At 55.6% G+C, this 15,747-nt stretch carries 10 protein-coding genes and 1 other RNA gene; 2 read left to right on the top strand and 9 right to left on the bottom strand.

Annotated elements, in window-relative coordinates; translation table 11 throughout:
* Window positions 1-288 precede the first annotated feature (288 nt).
* Window positions 289-1,884, top strand: coding sequence for an HD domain-containing phosphohydrolase (locus Q354_RS0117690; RefSeq protein ID WP_027858757.1), 1,596 nt, complete (start codon window positions 289-291; stop codon window positions 1,882-1,884).
* 8 nt (window positions 1,885-1,892) lie between these two features.
* Here the strand turns inward: Q354_RS0117690 and Q354_RS0117685 are convergent, their stop codons facing one another.
* Window positions 1,893-4,094 (bottom strand): CHASE2 domain-containing protein, encoded by a 2,202-nt coding sequence (locus Q354_RS0117685; protein WP_027858756.1) that lies wholly within the window; start codon window positions 4,092-4,094, stop codon window positions 1,893-1,895.
* Window positions 4,095-4,100: 6 nt separating this feature from the next.
* Window positions 4,101-6,350 (bottom strand): GspE/PulE family protein, encoded by a 2,250-nt coding sequence (locus Q354_RS0117680; protein WP_051560250.1) that lies wholly within the window; start codon window positions 6,348-6,350, stop codon window positions 4,101-4,103.
* Window positions 6,351-6,419: 69 nt separating this feature from the next.
* On the opposite strand from Q354_RS0117680, the gene Q354_RS0117675 reads away from it, so the two are divergent.
* Window positions 6,420-7,178, top strand: coding sequence for an MBL fold metallo-hydrolase (locus tag Q354_RS0117675; protein WP_027858754.1), 759 nt, complete (start codon window positions 6,420-6,422; stop codon window positions 7,176-7,178).
* Window positions 7,179-7,211: 33 nt separating this feature from the next.
* Here Q354_RS0117675 and Q354_RS27565 read toward each other — a convergent pair whose 3' ends face one another.
* The 7 genes from Q354_RS27565 to Q354_RS26360 all read right to left on the bottom strand — a co-directional run bounded on the left by Q354_RS27565 (window position 7,212) and on the right by Q354_RS26360 (window position 15,431).
* The gene (locus Q354_RS27565; RefSeq protein WP_051560249.1) at window positions 7,212-9,920 is read right to left on the bottom strand and encodes a FecR family protein; all 2,709 of its coding nucleotides are present in this window, start codon (window positions 9,918-9,920) and stop codon (window positions 7,212-7,214) included.
* Between the two features lie 15 nt (window positions 9,921-9,935).
* A complete protein-coding gene (locus tag Q354_RS0117665; RefSeq protein ID WP_169828910.1) occupies window positions 9,936-11,240 on the bottom strand; it encodes a surface lipoprotein assembly modifier in 1,305 nt (434 codons plus the stop codon).
* 679 nt (window positions 11,241-11,919) lie between these two features.
* Window positions 11,920-12,042, bottom strand: a non-coding RNA gene (locus Q354_RS28015) — RtT sRNA.
* Window positions 12,043-12,263: 221 nt separating this feature from the next.
* Complete coding sequence (locus Q354_RS0117655) at window positions 12,264-12,923, bottom strand: hypothetical protein (RefSeq protein WP_027858751.1); 660 nt, start codon at window positions 12,921-12,923, stop codon at window positions 12,264-12,266.
* Between the two features lie 131 nt (window positions 12,924-13,054).
* Window positions 13,055-13,711, bottom strand: coding sequence for a hypothetical protein (locus Q354_RS0117650; RefSeq protein ID WP_027858750.1), 657 nt, complete (start codon window positions 13,709-13,711; stop codon window positions 13,055-13,057).
* Between the two features lie 18 nt (window positions 13,712-13,729).
* On the bottom strand, window positions 13,730-14,614 hold the full coding sequence (locus tag Q354_RS0117645) for a restriction endonuclease (protein WP_027858749.1): 885 nt from the start codon (window positions 14,612-14,614) through the stop codon (window positions 13,730-13,732).
* A gap of 109 nt (window positions 14,615-14,723) precedes the next feature.
* Window positions 14,724-15,431, bottom strand: a complete 708-nt coding sequence (locus tag Q354_RS26360) for a tyrosine-type recombinase/integrase (protein WP_051560247.1) — start codon at window positions 15,429-15,431, stop codon at window positions 14,724-14,726.
* Between the last annotated feature and the right edge of the window lie 316 nt (window positions 15,432-15,747).

Here is a 15,747-nt window from a genome sequence, read left to right as displayed (position 1 = left end):
GTGCCGCTTCGCAGCACCCGTCAGGCCTCCGCCATAAAACAGCAGCAGAATTTCCTGCATGTGTAATACTGAATCCAGTTCTGTGTGGCCCTGTAAACGGCACCAGGCCCCTGGGGAACAACTTCCATCAGGCGGCGACAGACACAGGATTTTTGCTTCAGCGCTGCATTTATCAGACACTCTGTCAGCCACTTTGAAACGCTTTGAAGGCTGTGTCGCTTGTCCGAATCGCTACATCTGGTTATTGTCACTGATTATTGCAACAAGGCTCAAAAATTCAGGACGTCTATGATCACCAGAACCAACAGGGATATTGTTCAGCAACTGGCCCGGCTCGCCCTGGCCCTGACCGCTGAAAAAAGCCATGACCGGCTGCTGGATCAGATCATGCAGGGCTGCCTGAGCCTGACCAACGCCGATGCCGGCACCCTCTATACCCTGAGCCAGAACCAGCGCGATCAGCTGGAATTCACGGTGCTCTACAATAAAACCCTGGGTATTAACCAGAAGCCGGACAAGCTGCCATCGATCCCGTTGTATGAACCCTGCGGAGAGCCCTCCAAACTGGTAGTGGTGCAGACATTCCTGCAACAAAGCCCGGTGAATATCCCTGACGTCTATCACTGTGACCGCTTCGACTTTTCCGGCACCCGGCGTTTTGACGAGCAATTCGGCTACCGCTCCAAGTCCTTCCTCTGCGTACCATTGCAGGACCATGAAGGCGAGATGATCGGCGTCCTGCAACTGATCAATGCGCTCGATGAGAACGGCGAGATTCAGGCGTTTTCAGATGACCTGCAGTTGCTGATTGAGTCACTCTCGTCGATGGCCGCCACGGTACTCACCAAGCGCAAGCTGATCGAGGGACAGCGCAACCTGCTGGAGTCCTTTATTAAGGTCATTGCCCGGGCGATCGACCATAAGTCACCGGTCACCGGCAAGCACTGCGAGAATATTCCGGCGATTACCCAGGTGCTGGCCCAGGCGGTGTGCGACAGCAGGGAAGGTCCCTTCAGTGAGGTACAGTTTACTGATGATGAACTTTACGAACTGCAAATCGCCAGCTGGCTGCATGACTGCGGCAAGATCACCACGCCGGAACACGTGATCGAAAAAGCCACCAAGCTACAGACCATCTTCGATCGCATCGAGCTGGTCGCGGCGCGCTTCACCCAGTACAAGCAACACCTCTATATTGAGCTGCTACAACAGCCTCACAACGATGCGCAGATGCAGCACTACCAGCAACAATGCCGCCAGCTGGACAGTGACCTGGAGCTGTTGCGGCGCTGCAACCGTGGCAGCGAAGCGCTGGCCGAGTGCGATCAGCAGCGTATCCAGGCACTGGCCGGGATACGCTGGACCGATTGCTTCGGCCAGCCACAGCAGCTGATCAGCGATAACGAGCTGAACAACCTGCTGATCCTGCGGGGCACTCTGACTGAAGCCGAACGCAATATCATGCGTGACCATATAATTATCACCCAGGATATGCTGGAGGCGCTCTCCTACCCCAGCTACCTGCAGCGGGTTCCGGAGATCGCCGGCAACCACCATGAATGCATCGACGGCAGTGGCTATCCGAAAGGCCTGCAGGGCAGCGAGATGTCCCTGCGCGCGCGCATCATGTGTATCGCGGATATCTTCGAGGCCCTGACCTCGCCCGACCGCCCCTATAAGAAAGGTATGAAGCTGTCACAGGCATTCAGCATCATGGGGCGGATGGTCGAAGAGGGTAAGCTGGACGGTGCACTGTTCCGGCTGTTTGTCGAGAGTGAAGCCTACCTGAACTATGCCCGCAGCCATATCAGGCCGGAGCAGATCGACCCATTTGATCCACAGGCCCTGCCGGGAATGCAGGCTGCAGAAGCAACACTGGAATAGTTCAGGCGCTATTTCGAGGTGTGGATAAAGACACCATCCCACTTTTCCGGGGGCGGCAGCTGTTGATAATCAGCAATACGCCGGCGATAGATCGCTAACAGCTGTGGATTAAACTGCTGGCGTTCCAGTTGCTGCAATACCTCCAGACACTCCCTCCATGCCCTTTGACGGAACAGGCTGAGGGCTGTGGAAAAGTTCTCTGTCAGTCGCAGCAGTGCTTCGGCCTGATCCTCTTTCAGGCCCAGCGGCTGCCACAGTATCACCGGTTCACTGCGCCCCTTGACCTGCACCCGATCCAGTTCCAGAAACAGGTATTCAGGGACCGCCTGCTTCAGGGCATCGCTGACAATCAGGGCTACGCCGTAGAACTTGGTCAGTCCCTCCAGCCTCGACCCCAGATTGACCGCATCGCCCATCACGGTATAGGCCATACGGTAGCTGGAGCCCATGTTACCCACATTCATCTTGCCGCTGTTCAGGCCCATACCGACACTGATCTGCGGCAGTCCCTCCTGCTCCAGTTCACGGTTAACATCCGCCATCGCCTCAAGCATCGCCATCGCCGCATCCAGCGCCTGGCGCTGATGCTGCGGATCTGCCAGCGGCGCGCCCCAGAAAGCCATCACCGCATCGCCGATATATTTATCCACAGTGCCGCGATGACGGTAGATCAGCGCCGTCATCCGGGTCAGGTAGATATTCATCAGTCGCGTCAGCTGCTGTGGATTAAGTTGTTCCGACAGCCCGGTAAAGCCGCGTACATCGGAGAAAAACACTGTCATATCGCGGCTCTCTCCCTCCAGCTCCACCTCACCGCCGCGGGCGTTCAACTCATCCACAATCTCGGCCGGAATATACTGGCCAAACTGGCTGGCCAGGCGCTGGCGGTTACGGCTCTCGAAAAAGTAACCGGTACTGAGCTGAAACAGGTAAAGCAGCAGCGTCAGCAACAGGCTGTAGGCCAGCGGAATCACCCACAACAGCTGGTTCCAGGCATACAGGTTGGCCCCGATCAGCGCCAGTCCCCAGGCCAGGGTCAGCAGGCTACCCCAGAAGACAGATAGCCGCGGGACCAGCAGCGATAACAACAGTCCGGTAATCAGCAGCTGGGTCAGTTCGACGGCGATGGTGTAATCAGGCTGGTGATGAATACGCTCATCGAGCATACCGGAGAGGATATTGGCATGGACCTCAACACCGGGATAGCGGTTCTGCAGCGGTGTTACCCTCAGGTCGAGCAAGCCGGCCGCACTGGTGCCGACCAGTACGATGGCGCCTTCCAGCACGGCCGGATCGGCCCGTCCCTGCAGCACATCGGTTGCAGAGACATAGGGAAAGCTACCCATCGGACCACGATAGGGCACCAGCACGGCGCTGCGGTGATCGACCGGAATACGGATACCGCCGGCATCGATTGCGATCAGCGCCGGGTTATCGCCCCGGATATCCCGTTCGATGATCGGCGTCACCTCGGTTTCACCCAGCAGGGCCAGCAGCGATGCCAACGCCAGCGAGGGGTAATAGGCTTGCTGATACTGCTGCAACAGTGGCACCCGGCGGTAGGTGCCATCCGCATCCACCAGCGGATTATCGAAGAAGCCGCCCCAGGGCGTACTCTGTTGCAGGGCGGGAAGGTTGCCCAGATACCCCTGTGCCAGCGGGGCTTCAATCCCGGCCGTCAGTGCAGAGACTGTTGCCGGACCCAGCCCACCGTTCACCAGCGCGGCGTCCTGTTGATTGAAGACATAGCCCATCACCACCGGTCGCTCGGCAATCACCCCGGCAAAGTTCCGGTCCGGGTCGCTCTGCTGTAACAGGCGTTGTAGCTGCTGTGCGCTGAAACGCTGCTGTGGATCTGTCGGCAGACTCTGCTGCAGGCGCACGGCGGTGACACGGTTATCGCTTTCGGAGAACACCATATCGAAACCCACCAGCGCCACGCCGTACTGATCCGTCAGTTGGCTGACCAGCCGCGCCAGCTTATCCCGGCTCCAGGGCCAGCGTCCCTCTGCCGCCAGGCTGGGTTCATCCACATCGACGATAACGATGCGCGGGTCCTGCTCATTCAGCAGCGACTGTTTCAGGCGCAGGTCATAGAGATCCAGTTCCAGCCGTTCGGCCAGCTCCGGCCGCTGTCCGGTCCAGACACTGAGCAGCATCAGCAGGGTCAGCCCCAGGCCAACCAGGCTGCGAATCCAGCGCTGGCTCATAAGTACTTACTCCGCCGCAACACGACGCAGCTGGGCAAAGTCCAGGTCGCCATTAATAATTTTCTGGATACCGTCCTGCAACAGGGTGGTCATGCCATCGCTTATCGCCTGCGTTTTGATATCGGCAATGCTGGCACCGTGACTGATCAGCTCGCGCATCCGGTCAGACGTACAGAGCAGTTCATGTACCCCGGTGCGGCCCCGGTAGCCGGTGTCATTACACTCCGGACAGCCCTTAGGCGCATGCAGTTGGGTCTGGCCGGCCACCAGCCCCAGGGCTTCCGCGCCCGCACCGTACTGGCGCTGCAGGAATTCCACCTCGTCTTCACTGGCACTGTAGGGCTGCTTGCAGTGCTTACACAGGGTGCGCACCAGACGCTGGGCCAGAATGCCTAACAGGGCATCGGAGAAGCTGATCGGATCGATTCCCAGATCCAGCAGTCGGGTGATGGTTTCCGGCGCCGAGTTGGTATGCAGGGTGGATAGCACTAGGTGACCGGTGAGGGAGGCTTCGACCCCGGCGTGGGAGGTCTCCTTGTCGCGCATCTCACCGATCAGGATAATATCCGGATCAGCGCGCAGGAAGGCGCGCAGGGCGGTGGCGAAGTCGAATCCGATCTTCGGCTGCACCTGGACCTGCTGCAGCCCCGGCTGGGTAATCTCCACCGGGTCTTCGGCGGTCCAGATCTTACGTTCCGGGGTATTCAGCTGGGACAGCACCGCGTGCAAAGTGGTGGTCTTACCGGACCCGGTCGGCCCCACCACCAGCAGGATGCCATGCGGGAAGGTCATCAGGTGCTCCAGCGCTTCCAGATTGCGCGGCGACAGGTTGAGCTGGTTAAACGGAATCGGCTCGCCGGACTGCAGCAGTCGCATCACCACCCCTTCGCCGTTAACCGTCGGGATGGTGGCGACACGCACATCCAGCGGATGGCCGTGCAGGCGCACCGAGAACTTACCGTCCTGGGGTACCCGCTTCTCGGAGATATCCAGCTTGGACATGATCTTGATACGGGACACCGTCGCCTTGGCGTGGGTCGAGGGGATCTGGATGATCTCCTGGCATACGCCGTCGACACGCATCCGCACATTGGTCGCCGTGCGTCCCCGGCCCGGTTCTATATGCACATCGGACGCATCCAGGCGGCGGGCATCGAGCAAGATCCGGTTCACCAGCCGCACCACGGTGGAGTCTTCCTCGTTGACATCGTCACGATCGGAAACCTCCTCGATCACCTCGGAGTCATCCTCCAGCTCGTCGAGGATCGTATCCAGATTAGCGCCGCTTTCAGGGCTTGGTGCCACCACGCCCAGGTACTGCTGGATATCGTCCACCAGGCCGACACAGATGCGGGTTTCGCGGTTATCCAGTACCCCTTCGATCTCCATCACCCGTTTGCTGTCGTTGGGATCATCGATCAGCACCAGCACCTGCTCAGTCTTGCCGTCGGTCAGCAGCGCCAGGTTACTGTTGCGCAGGTACGCCCGGTTTAGCTGGGCCGCCGCCGGGTGGGCATAGTAGCTTTCCGGCTTGTACTGCAGGAAAGGCACCTGATAGAAGCACTCCAGCGATTTACCGATCTGGGCGACGCTGAGCTTAGCCTGCTCTTTCAGCAGCCGGGTCAGGGGCTGGGTCGGCGTGGCCTTGGCCTGCAGCCGCTCCAGCGCGGTCTTATCCAGCAGGCCATTATCGATCAGGTAGTGATAAGGGCCTTCGGTACAGCCAAAATCATAACGGAACTTCTGTCCCAGCATGGCGGCAAATTTCTCCGCCCGGGCGCGGTCATTCTGATCGAAGGCACCACCGCGCTGGCGGTTGATGATCTGCAGCACCCCCAGCAAAAGGCCTTTGTACTGAATCGGCACCACCAGCATCGAGCGGCTCTTAAACTCGATATTCTTCTCGTAGCTGCCATCAAAGCGCAGGTTGGGATGGATCGCCTTCAGCTCCTGCGCATCCCGTACATTGGCGATCATCACCGGCTGGCGACTGAAAGCCACATAACCGGCAATAGATGCAGTGCTGACCGGCACCTTGATTTCGAGCACGTCATCACCGGTCTTAAAGCGGGACAGCAGTTCCCAGCGGTGCTGCTGATGCTGATAGACGGTGACCCGCTCGGCCCCCAGCATGGTCAGGATCGCCTCTTCCACTACCGGAAAGGCTGAGCTGAAATCCTTGTATTCATGAATCTTGCTCAAAATTTCCGTGAGACGGGCGTAATACTGCTCAGACGGTGTGGTATCGGTCGACATATAAAGGTGACACTCTTGGGATCTCTGGTACTCTTACAGCATTCTAAGGAGCCGGATCAGAGGTGGGAAGTGAATATAGAGATTCTTGGTTGCAGCGGCGGTATCGGCAAAAACCTCAAGACCACCACCTTCCTGATCAATGAATCCCTGCTGCTGGATGCCGGCACCGGTGTCGAGCTGCTGACACTGGAGCAGATGACCGCGATCCGTCAGGTACTGATCACCCACGCCCATCTCGACCATATCGTCGGCCTGCCGCTGATGCTGGCAACCATCTACGATGCCCACCGCCAGCCGATCGATCTCTATGCCCTGCCCGAGGTGATCGACGCCCTGCAGCAGCATATTTTCAACTGGACCCTGTGGCCGGACTATACGGTACTGCCGGAAGAGCAGCCGATCGTACGGCTGCATAAGATCAGCGTCGGCGACCGGCTCGCTCTGGATGAAATTAACGTGACCGTGCTGCCTTCCGAGCACCCCACTCCCACCTGCGGTTACCTTCTGGCTGATAACCACAGCAGCTTTGCCTTCAGCGGCGATACCGGCTGCAACGATGCCCTCTGGCCAATCCTGAACCGGCTACAGCCGCAGCTGCTGATTATCGATGTGTCTTTTACCAATGAGCTGGACGAGCTGGCAAAACTCAGCGGTCACCTGACCCCGGCCCAGCTGGCGGAACAGCTATCACGGCTGGAGTACGACTGCGAGATCCTGATCACCCACCTGAAACCGGGGTTTGAAGAGGCGATCATGCAACAGTGCCAGCCGCTGCTGGTAAGTCATAACGCCCGCCGCCTGCTGCATAACGAGCGGATCAGCCTCTGACCCGCATCGACCTGCCCCTGAACAACTGCGCCGCTACTTAGCCTCTTTCAGCAGCCCCGCGCCGCTGACAGCGACACCCGAGACCGAGCCTTGCTCCTGTAAGCCAAAGCTGGTGATCGCACCCTGCCCCTGTTCACCGACAAACTGCAGCGTCATACGCCCTTCCATCTGGATATTTTCCGGTGTGCTGGCGCTGAGGGTACGGTTCACCGAGCCGTGAAGGCGCAGGTCATCACTGCCGCTGACCAGGTTTTGCAGGCCTGTCTGGGCATCAGACGCCAGATTGGCGTTGACTGAATAAGCGCTGCTGCCGTTGCTGAAACTCAGCCCCATATCCACAGCGGTCACATTCTGCGTCTCGAAACTCACCGACACATCCAGCTTGTTCACCGTGCCATCGAGACCGGTCACCGTACTGTCCGAAAGGGTCGGCGCGGTACCGTTCGACCAGCTGTAGGTTGCAGTACCGGAGCGGGCCGCAATAGTGTCGTAGGGGGTGAGGTCGCCGCTGTAGACAAAGTGCAGCGGGCCACGCGCATCCACAGTGCCGGAGCGGGTGCCATCAGTAATCGACAGGTTGGCCCCGGAAGATGTCAGATTCCAGCGCCCCCAGCTTACCTTGGCCTCGTCCAGCTGGGCAAAACCGGAATCCTTCAGTGCTGCAGTGCCTTCAGAGCCACTCAGGCCGTCACTGTCAAAGGTACAGGGATTGCAGCCGTCATCCTCATCTGTATCGGTGACCGAGAGTGAGGTGATCACATCGGCGCCACTTACATCGACGGTGGTCAGCTTCAGGTTTTTGTAATCCACCACGGCAGCACCATTTTCACCTTTAAGATGGGTACCCAGTGAAGTCGAAGCCGATGTCGTCGCTGCGCTGGAACTGGCCGCAGAGGCCGCGTTATCGATATAGGCAACCGCAAAGCCCTCTTTGGGCGACTGATCCAGTACCGCCACACCATTGACCGAAAACGGCGTTACCTGAGATGAGGAGGAGTTGTAGATATACTCCGACATCAGCTGTTGCGCTTTATCGCCTACCAGATCGAAAGCCCAGGTGCCGTTCATCGATACCTGGGTCAGGTCGGCATCGCTGTCGGTACAGAAACCGCCACTGCAGTGACCGCTCATCGACATGGCGACAAATTCGCCACTGGCATTGAGGCTCATTTCGGACAGCAGCGACATATCCAGCTTGCGGCCATCATCCATGCTGATCGCCATCGCCGCATCCAGTACCTTCATATCGTCATAGTTGAGGATAATCTTGGCACTGTTCAGGGTACCTTCCAGCAGGTTGCCGCTGCTGTCCAGCGAGGTTGGCTTAGTGGCACTGGAGAGGTCATAGCGCACCGAACCCGTCTTGTTTTTATTTAGCTCGGTCACGACGGCGGTGCCGCTGAATTTCTCACTGAAGACATAGTGCAGCGGCGCGGCGATCGAGACACTGCTGCCATTTTCGCTCGCCGAGCTCAGGGCGTTCTGGTTCCAGCGGCCGTAGTAAATATCGCCATCGGTGCCAAAAGTCCCGTCGGAGGTCTTTCCGGACAGCGTCAAAGTACAACTGTTTGATGGTGCACAGCTGGAGCCAGTGGAGCCAGAGAGAAAACCATTGCCCTGCTTCAGGTCATAGCCGGTGAACAGCTTATTGTCCTTGTCCACTTTGAGTTTTTTCTGACCACTCTCAGCCGTTACCACCAGCCCGGTGGCGTTACTGGTATTGCCCTGGGCAAAGGTCACCATCCGTACCCGGGAACCCGCGTCGGCATTCACACTGGTTCCGGCCTGAGAGCCGGTGCCGGTATCGGTGTTGTTATCGGTATCGTTACTTGTGGCGTTGTCTGTGCTGTCCGCACTCGTTTGCGTTTCTTCCTGAGCCTCAGCCACTGCGTCTTCGCTGCCCTGCTGACTCTGCTGGCCCGGATCACTGGCAGTATTGCTGGCCTCGCCCGCACTCTGTGTCACTTCGGCAACAGAATCGTCGTTAAACAGATCCGTTTCATTGCCGCTACCCGTCTCTGTTTCACCTGAATCATCCGCGGTTTCAGCAGCCCCCTCTGCAGCGCCGTCATCAGAAGTGTCTTCCTCACCCTCCTGCTCACCGCCGCCGCTGCCGCCCTGCTCCTCATCTTCGGCGCTATCACTGGTCGCCGTGCTCTGATCCAGCTCAGCAGGGCGTTCGTCCAGTACGATCAGCTGGCCGTTATTACCAACAAAGGCGTAGCCGCCGCTACCGATCAGCTCTGAGGTCTGATCCGACTCGGCAAACACCTTACCGTCGCTCACCCCCAGCCACATCCCTTCAGCATTCTGCAGCACCTCAAACTCGGTGCCACGGATACCGATAGTGGCCACCACGGTTTCCAGCTTGTAATCCTCGCGGTCGACCTTGCCGATCTTACCGCTGATGGTGCGCATACCACCCTTAATCAGCTTGTAAAACGCCTTACTTTCGGTGGGCGCTGCCTTGTTAAACTCATACTGCTGGATGGCGTAGCGGGTATTGGGTTTCAGTGACAGCATCGAATCGTCGCTGAAGCGCACCTGCAAACGGCCACGCGGCCCGGTCTGCAGGGTTTCCTGATTGAATATCTCGGATTTCCGCTTCAGCAGACGCAGCTCGCCTTCTGCGGTAATGGCATGGTTCTTACCAAAACTGAGCAGCACCTTGCCGACGCCGTCAGCGGCCAGCAACGAGGGGGAGGCAATGATCAGAAAGGCAGCGGTGGTTAAACGGATCATGGTATGTCCCTATGCTCAGAACTGATACTGCACACCGAGGCGAACCTGGGTGCGGTCGTAATCATGGAGTTCGATATTGGAGTCATTGCGGCTGTAGCTGATACCGCTGATAAAACGCCAGTCGTGCGGCAGCTTCCAGCTGGCATCCAGCGCCAGTGCCAGGTAGTTGTCATCGCGGCGGATATTGTAGATAAAGTCGGTGCCGCGGTAGTTACTGCGCTGGGCCACCAGGGTAGTGGTCAGCTGCAGGCCATCATAAGGCTCTATCCTGGCCCCGATGTGGCCGCCGAAGAACAGTCGGTCGACACCGGCATCTGCCAGCACGCCCGGGCTATCCGGTTTTTCTCGGCCGGCAAAGCCTCCGGCAAAATACACCGGCGTCCAGTGGCCGTTACCGACGATAACGCCATTCACTCCGAGGCTGACCAGATCACTGTCCTTCCAGTCCGCCGTATCATAATCAAGCTGGCTGTAATCCAGCGACGTCGTCACGATAGCGGTTTTACTCAGGGCATAGGTCCACTGGCCACCAACCCCGTAGCTGTCCCGGTAATCGTTATTATCCAGCTGATAATTCTGCGCGTTCAGCGCCAACTGGTAGCGATTGCGACCGTCCAGCCAGCGACTGCCAACCAAGCCGCGCAGGTTGCGGAAGTCCTGCGGATCTTCATCGGCGTACCAGCGCGATTCCAGGGTGGCATTACCAAACCAGCTCTGAGCCTTGGTTGCCTGATATTCAGCATGGCCGTTCAGCTTCATCGTAGTGAACTGGTCGCCACGCCCCAGTGCCGTATCGCTTAGTGTCACCACCGTGGTCTGTGATTCCGGCGCGGCATTGATATTGTCGTCATAGCCCCAGGCCAGTTGCAGCGAGCCGCCGGCGCTCCAGCGACTCTTCTCAGCCCGGCTGGCGATCAGGTTCAGGAAGGCCTGAATCTGGTCGACCACCTTAGGTGGTGGGTTATTCTCCAGCACCGCGTTAAACTGCTCTTTTGCCCGCAGATCATTGCCCTGCAGGAAATAGCCCCGCGCCAACTCCAGCCGCGCCAGATGCATATCCGGCCGTAATACCAGCACCCGCTCCAGCGCAAACATCCCCTGGCCAATATCGCCGTTATCGATAGCCGCAATGCCATATTGCAGATCAAACGCAGGATCGCCCTCATATTCAGGCTGAAGTTGCTGCGCTAAATCATAGGCGGCCGCCATATCCCCCTGATTAACCAGAGAGGTGAGTTGCTCAATCTGCGTATCAGCCTGGGCTGTTGAAACCAGAAGGGAAAAAGAAACGAACGATAAATAACGTTTAAAGTGATTCACACCTAAGGCTCCGGCCATGGTTATTTTCTCAGGTGAACGGGGGGCGTCCTAATCTAACAGCCAATGTCAGATGTTACCAATCCTGTACAACAGACTATGCAAAAGTGGCGTTAAATCAAGTGCTTTGTTGCAATTTTGTACAACAGTTTTATGACGGAAAATGGATATAGACAGGAGCAGGCCACACCTCAATGGTGAGCACTACTGCAACAGGTTCGATAGCCGGCACTAGAGATCCTGAGGTCGCTTCAGTCATAAAACCGGCGATAGCAGGCTTTATGGTTAAGGTTCAGGATTGCGCCATGGGCTTCCCATAAGCGATAGCTTTTTTTCAAAAATATCAGTTATAAAGCCAAATACTACAAAACCAGTTTCAAACAACTTTTACTGCTAATAATTAATCCAGACCCGGCGGTTCCCCCCCCCTTCACCACTGCTAACAGGCGGATCAATGGCGGCAAAGGCTTTATTCGGTATACCCGAAGCGGTACAAGAAGCGGAAAGCGGAAAGCGGAAAGCGGAAAGCGGAAAGCGGAAAGCGGAAAGCAGAAAGCGGAAAGCGGAAAGCGGAAAGCGGAAAGCGGAAAGCGGAAAGCGGAAAGCGGAACAGTCTTGGGACAAGAAATCGGAGATCGATCGTTTCGCTAGAATTACTTGAAGCTTAAGGCTGCTGAAAAAATGGCACACCCGGAGGGATTACTCGGCTGCGCCTCGCCCTTCGGGTTGTTGCCTACGGCAACATGGTCTCGCTTCGCTCGGCTCGAACCCACGGGGTTTCTCACCCTCCGGTCAGGAAGATGTAACGATAACGGCGGAAAACTGAGAAAAGAGGACTTACAAAAAATGGCACACCCGGAGGGATTCGAACCCCCGACCAACAGGATCGGAAACCGGGCTGTATCGGCTATCATCGAGTCTCTCAGCGCTTCGAGTCACTAACCATGCAACACCGGCGCTGGATGCTGAAATCCTCTCTAAACACGGCACAGCGCGTTTCTAAGCGGCACTGTGACCAGAACGTGGTCACTTTAACCCATCAAGATCCCATCGCCGCTTTAGCAGGCGGTCGTAGATTACATAGACATCCATTGCCAGCTTGCGTCCGACAAATGGATCTTGAAACCTATCAGCATGAACCCGGTTACGGGCTTCCCGAACCTCATGAAGGCTGATTAAGTCTTCAGCTGAAATCACCTTCTCCTCAACAGAGAGGTCGATCAGCTGTTTGAACCTCTTATTTCGACCAAACTGGTTCATCAGCAAGCCCTCTATCACCGCTCCGGCCATTAGGGCAAAGGACATCCATGCGGAGGCCTCAAAGGCTTTCTCAGCCTCTTCAGCGAACTGGCCTAACCTTACCCTCAGTTGATCGTTTTCGACGTGAGGAAAGAACAGAGAATAATCCCTGATGCCTGAAAAAGAGATCGTGAGTGTGGCATTCATTTCCCACAGATAGTGAGTAGTGGATGCTATGGGAGTCATACGCAGCACATCACCGTGTATTTCGGTATCAGGCACGCTGAAATCTTCCATTCTCACAGCATTGCCGAGTTCAAGATGATGATGCAGGATCGAATAGGCAGGTAAGGTGGGAACTCTGAAAATGCCTTCTAAGGGGCCGTTATAATTTCCGTCCCTATATTCCGTTTTAAGGCCAGTCAGGCGAAATACTGTAGCTTTCAAAAAACGTTCACTCCGTTGATCATTTGCTTGCCAATGGTATGTTCTGACTTAACCCTTGATAGAAAGCTAAAATCCATCGGCATCCAAGCTTAATCCCTGGCCAATGTATCGCTACAAGCTACCCATTGAGATCACCTCAATTTTTCACCCAACATAGCCAACATTTCATCGCGATAGTCTTGATATGAGCACCATCCCAGTAACGTCGTAATATTGTTGGCAAAGCATACTATATGATCGTTTGTTAGGTTAAATGCAGGATCAATAAGCGGCTGATTATTCTCACTGATCCCCATATTAGCCAGCATCGCGAATACTGTTTTCGCAGGGTTCTTTAGCTTTGGTCGTTCGTCAAAGTGATTGTATTGGTTTCGGCCAGCGTAGATGATCAAGCCAATTGGGACTCCGCGCACCTCTCTGCCAACACAATATTTGGTAACGCGTTGACCTTTCTGTATCAGCCCTCGAAAGACTGGAGGTATCGGTTGTTCAGTCGAAAACTTGCTAATTGCCATTGAGGCTGTCTGCAATACGGCACCACAGAGATTCGCTAGTGCGAATGACTCAGCAACGAAAGCTCTCTCAGCTTCTCGACGAGCCTCCAACGCTTCTTGGTTCTCATCACGCCAAGCTAGATACTCTTGCTCCATTAGTTCCCGGTCAAGAGTGGAAGTAATGAAAGTAAGTGGCTTGGCCTCACGCAGCACATCCGAATAGCTATCGATACCTTCAAACAACTTATGAGAAGCACTTTCTGTTCTGTCTAGATATTGCTCGATTGTTTCCATACCGCTTTCCCTAAAAGTTCATACATTGCCAACACTTTGAGTGCCGCGACACTTCGGAAACCGCGAACAACCCCAGAAATTTTGGCCAACATATGCCCCCTGCCGAGCTTTACGTTTCACCATGGTAGATTTGCATCGTGGACACAGAGGCTTCTCAGGCTCACTTTCAGGCTGTCTGAGTGACACTTCTGGTATATAGGCCGGTGCTTGACGGAGCATTATGTCGAGTTTTTGGCCATCAATAAGGTCGATTCGCTTTCCTTTCGCAAATGCTGCAGCCTCTTCAGTGAAACTACCCGAGGTCACTACAAAGCCTCCACTAGCGCCAGCTCCCGCGATTACACCATACAGCTCGCGAATCACCGAGACTCCGACTTTCTTGCTCTTCCAATGCTTACACTGAACAAAGAATGTTTCCCCTCCCTTCTTCAGGTAAACGTCGACGCCGCCATCAGCTCCGGCTTCGCCACCATCAATGACTCGATAACCGAGCTGCCGGAAGGCCTGTCCGATTAGCAGTTCAAACTGCAGCCAGTTCATCTGATCCGTCGGCTTTGAGCTTCTGCTTTGCCCGCTATCGAACGAACCGATATCCGGTGTGGATATGTATTGCTCAGCCAACTTACGTCCCTTGAAGGCTTTGAAAGCCGATACAGCGGATCCCACACAAAATGCCAACGGCACAATATACTGCAGGAACTTGGTTAAGTTTTGCAGCAACATCGCCCCGATGTTTTGAGGTATCCCGGTGCCAACTGTTACGACTGGTCCAACCTCTACGGTCGCTAAGTCATGAAGGATTAGGTAGCTAGCTATGGCTAATAACAGGCTTAGCCAATATGGAAGAAACGAAGCAATCTCTATGAGATCCTCAAAAGGTGATGTGCGGCGATTCCGTGCCATTCTGAATCCTCTCCAATGGATGGTCGCCAACCACTTTAGCAACCGCGATGACATCAAGAAAGTCGCTCAGGAGCCAAGTGATGGACGCTTCCGAGCTTCTCATTACCTACTATTTCCATGCAACAGCTCGCTTTGAGAGCGGCACATCCCGAGCCACGCCTGTCTTCGTCTCAGGGATATGAAGCGTGCGGCTCTTGAGGCACACGCCATCCCACCGAACCGTTGCCAACTCCCCACGGCGCATACCTGTTTCAACAGCCAGGACAACAATCTGCTGCATCTCTGGAGACTCTGTGAGCGCCGTTAGCAACAAGTCATTCTCACCTGCTAACAATCGGCGATCACGTCCTCTCGGGCGCTTAGGTTTGCGCACAGTAGGCACTCCTTTCGGGAAAGGTACGCTCCACTCTTGTTGTGCTAGCTTCATCACTTTATTCAGCAACGATAAGCGATGAACAACAGTTGTCGGTCCAACCACAGAAAGTTGCTGATCTCGAAATTCGGCAAGATGCTGATTTTTTAAATTGAACAGAGAAATATGCCCAAACGCTTTAACCACAGGCCGCGCCGTAGAGCCTTCTATGCGGCGTTTTTTCTCATCTTTTAGGGAACTCAGATAGCGCTCTATCGCGTCTTTAACGGTCATACGCACAGCCACAGAGGTATCAACGAAAACACCTCGCTGCATCTCGGCTTCGATCATCCTTGCCCATGCCACAGCATCAGACTTGAGGGCAAAAGACTTCGCCTGGGGCTTATAGCCTTTCAGGCGAACCTGAGCCTGCCATTTGCTCCTTAACTTCCGGATTGTCGCCATACATCACTCCCGACAGATCAATATCAACTTGCTAAGCTGATGACGATCTTAGGGCACCGGTCACACGGTGTCGGGGTAAAAACAGGGAAAAATGTGATCAGGTTGTGACCAGAGTGTGCAGCACAATCTCAGAGCAATAGACAAAACAAAGGGGAGCCAGCGTGGTTACTGGTTCCCCTTTGATCAAAGGCTCGGGATGAGCAACAGGTTAATTATCTGTTCGTCAAACCACAGAAAGTCTCATTACTACTTACAAGAGAGTCTATTGAGGCAACCAGTGCGAATAAGGCATCATTATCGCTTTAAACCTCAATAT

The organism is Marinobacterium jannaschii DSM 6295 (assembly GCF_000620085.1).
Classification (GTDB): Bacteria; Pseudomonadota; Gammaproteobacteria; order Pseudomonadales; family Balneatricaceae; genus Pontibacterium; species Pontibacterium jannaschii.
This window is presented reverse-complemented; position numbering and strand designations above follow the sequence as displayed.

Bases quoted from the DNA above. Each gene is read 5' to 3' on its own strand.
- Q354_RS0117685 (WP_027858756.1), bottom strand. From the start codon at position 4,094: ATGAGCCAGCGCTGGATTCGCAGCCTGGTTGGCCTGGGGCTGACCCTG.
- Q354_RS0117650 (WP_027858750.1), bottom strand. From the start codon at position 13,711: ATGGAAACAATCGAGCAATATCTAGACAGAACAGAAAGTGCTTCTCAT.
- Q354_RS27565 (WP_051560249.1), bottom strand. From the start codon at position 9,920: ATGATCCGTTTAACCACCGCTGCCTTTCTGATCATTGCCTCCCCCTCG.
- Q354_RS0117690 (WP_027858757.1), top strand. From the start codon at position 289: ATGATCACCAGAACCAACAGGGATATTGTTCAGCAACTGGCCCGGCTC.
- Q354_RS0117680 (WP_051560250.1), bottom strand. From the start codon at position 6,350: ATGTCGACCGATACCACACCGTCTGAGCAGTATTACGCCCGTCTCACG.
- Q354_RS0117645 (WP_027858749.1), bottom strand. From the start codon at position 14,614: ATGGCACGGAATCGCCGCACATCACCTTTTGAGGATCTCATAGAGATT.
- Q354_RS26360 (WP_051560247.1), bottom strand. From the start codon at position 15,431: ATGGCGACAATCCGGAAGTTAAGGAGCAAATGGCAGGCTCAGGTTCGC.